This window comes from Clostridium sp. (assembly GCF_032552055.1).
In the GTDB taxonomy this organism is placed as follows: domain Bacteria; phylum Bacillota; class Clostridia; order Clostridiales; family Clostridiaceae; genus Clostridium.
In genome coordinates this window covers 1-3,242 of sequence record NZ_JAWGSV010000312.1, presented here as the reverse complement: position 1 = coordinate 3,242, position 3,242 = coordinate 1, and the positions used below count along the sequence as shown (strand labels likewise).

General features: G+C 24.3%; 2 protein-coding genes. One reads left to right on the top strand and one right to left on the bottom strand.

Translation table 11 applies throughout. From position 1 onward, the window contains the following. Window positions 1-1,061: pyruvate kinase (locus tag E6248_RS14735; RefSeq protein WP_316341538.1), on the top strand; the 1,061-nt coding region annotated here is incomplete at its 5' end. A gap of 279 nt (window positions 1,062-1,340) precedes the next feature. Here E6248_RS14735 and E6248_RS14730 read toward each other — a convergent pair. After that, the coding region (locus E6248_RS14730; protein ID WP_316341537.1) for a tetratricopeptide repeat-containing sensor histidine kinase at window positions 1,341-3,242 on the bottom strand (1,902 nt) is incomplete at its 5' end.

Sequence of the window (3,242 nt, the reverse complement as noted above, 5' to 3'; positions counted from 1 at the left end):
TAGTAAAGATAAGTAACAATACTTATAAGGAGAAGGCTATGAATATTATTGCAACTATTGGTCCAAAAACAATTGATAAATGGATACTTAAAGAACTTATTGAGGGTGGAGTAGATATAATTAGGCTAAACTGTTCACATTTTAATAAAGATGACTTCGAAAAAGTTATAGGAAACTCTAGAGATTTAAAAAGAAATTTACATATTTTGATAGATTTATCAGGTAAAAAAATAAGAGTATCTAAAAGTTTGAAATATATATATAAGGTTTATAATAATCAAGAAATATATTTTTGTGGTGAAGATTTTTATAGTAGCATTAGTTTTAAAGATATAAAAGAAAGAAAATATGTACCTTTAAATATAGATAAAAAGGTAATTGAAAGAAGTGATATTAAAACTATTTCTATGAAAGATAATACTATGAATTTTGAAGTTATTTCTGTTAATGATGGAATAATAAAAGCAAGGGTAATAAAGGGTGGAATTATTAGAGAGGGGAAAGGGTGTAATATACCAGAGTTAATAGAAGAAAAGAATTATATAAGAAAAAATGATGCTGATAATATAAATTTTGCACTGCAGAATGATACTGATATAATTTGTCAGTCCTTTGTTGAAAGTGGTGATGATATAAAATTAATTAAAGATATTATAAAAGATAAGCAAAATAAATTTAAGATATGGGCGAAAGTTGAAACTGTTAAAGGAATAGAAAATATAAATGAAATCTTAAATGAGGTTGATACTGTTATAATTGGTAGAGGAGATTTAGTACCAGAGGCAGGAATATTAGAAGCTGTAAGATTACAAGATAAAGCTATAAAGATAATAAAGGAAAATAATAAAAGAGTTATTATAGCTACACATTTATTAAATAGTATGAAAAATGGACATCTTGCAACACTACCTGAAATAGAAAGTATTTATAATTTTATTAACTTAGGAGTAGATGGATTTTTACTAGCAGGAGAAACATCAATAGGAAAAGTACCTATACGAACTGTAAAGTTTTTAAGATCAGCTATAGAATATTATAACAATAGGGATATGGAGAAATGAAGAAATATTATAATATAATAACCGCCATTTTATGGTTGATTTTAGGAGGTGCTATTATATATTTATTTTTCAGCGTATATAGGTGGGCAAAATAAAGTGATTCTAAGCTTCAGGTGGAGTTTTCTTAAAAAGCAGTTAAAAATTCATTTTGTAACAGTATTGACATAAAAGAATAGTATTATATAAATATAGTTGTTAGTGCTTAACAATTAGTTAATTATCCCCTTAATGAAAAATGATATCCTAACTAACGGATATCATTTTTCGTTTTGTGTTTTCTTAAAATAATTCATATATATCTGAGAATTCTCTTAATATCTTCTCATCATCTACAAAGTATTCATATTTATTTTTAATATCTATATTTTTTGGATTAGGAATTGGCATATTTACTATAAATTCAGTACCATTTTTGTAATCATCATTTATTCTGATACTTCCACTATGAAGTTCTACTAAGGATTTAGTTATAGAAAGTCCAACACCACTTCCTTCATATTTTCTAGAAAGAGTAGTATCCACTTTATAAAATCTATCAAATAAATTATCAATAAATATATCAGGAACTCCTATTCCATCATCACGAACAATTATATCTACAGATTCATCATTACAATTTATAGTAATAAGTACATTTCCATCTATATTATTAAATTTTATAGCGTTAGAAAGTAAATTTAATAATATTCTTTCAAAAGCATAAGGGTCTACTTTTAAATATAGCTTCTCAATATTAGTATCAAAAATAACATTAATATTCTTATGTTTAGCAAATGGAACTATGGAGAAAGCTAAATCTTCAACAAAAGGTACTATATCTAATAATACTAAGTCCAACTTACCAATTCCTGAATCTATTTTAGTTATATCAATTAAATTATTTATAAGTTTTAGCATCCTTAAGCAATTTTGTTTAAGAGTTTTTTCATATTTTACAAAGCATTCCTTTATAGAATTATCATTGGAATTTTTTAAGGTACTCATTAATTGAATTAGTGAGTAAATAATATTAACAGGAGTTTTAAGTTCATGACTTAAGTTAGTAAAGAAGTTATTATTTACTGAGTTTAATATTGATTTACTCTCAAAATCTTCAAAAATCTTACTGTAGAAATTATCTATTGAATTTGAATTTATTGCTTCTAATGTATCAATAGATACCTTGTAATATTTAAGGGCAGTTTTAAAATCCTTTAATGATTCATAATCTGTTGAAATTGATTTATAAAGGCGAATATTATTTTTATTTCTAGCGTTTCCTGAAAAAAGAAGGGCTCTCTTATGATGTAATAATGCATTATTATAATCTTTTAGAGCACTATATAAGTCTCCATAAGATATTTCTATCCAATATTGGAATTCCATAAAAGTAAAATCTGAAAAATTACTTTTATAAATAATGGATGCAGTTTCTAAGTAACAATAGAGTTCATCTGCGAGAGGCTTACTTATTTTCTCACCTGCTTCAATTAGTTTATAGTGCACATATATTAGATTAAATCTTGTTAGATAAATATTGCTATATAATGGATCTAATTGATAGAGCTCTTTTTCATATAAACTTAACAAGTCTTTAGCTTCACTTAAGCTAGATTTAGAAAAATAGTATAACTCTAAGAGCTTACTATAAATCTTTGTTCTAAAGACACAAGATAATTTACCAGAATACTTATTTAATATTCTTTTCAAAAGATTTATTCCTTCATTAAGCTTGTCCATAGCTAAATAAGTAGAAGCTTGATTATAATAAACTAATATTTCTATATTTATTTCTTTATCTCTTCTTGCAATTGATAAAGACTTTTCAAATAAGCTAAGTGCAATAGTATTAAGATTTAAAAATTTATAATAAATTCTTCCAAGAAGTAAATATGCTTGAGAAGAATAAGGCCCTTCATAATCTAATAGTAAAGAAAAAATATTATTTATATTACTATAAAGAAATTCATCGATATTATAAATTTCAAGCTTATTATATGAAACGTTTAAATATAAGTAAATTAAAAGTTCAGTATAATTATTTTCCTCCAGAAAATTAATACTAAGATTTAAGTAAGTATTATGTTTTTCTATATCATTAAGTTTTAAATTATTCAATGTAAGCATAGTATAGACTATACCTTTAAATGAATTCAGTGAATAAAAAGTATCACTATACAATAAACCCTCAAAGTATATATT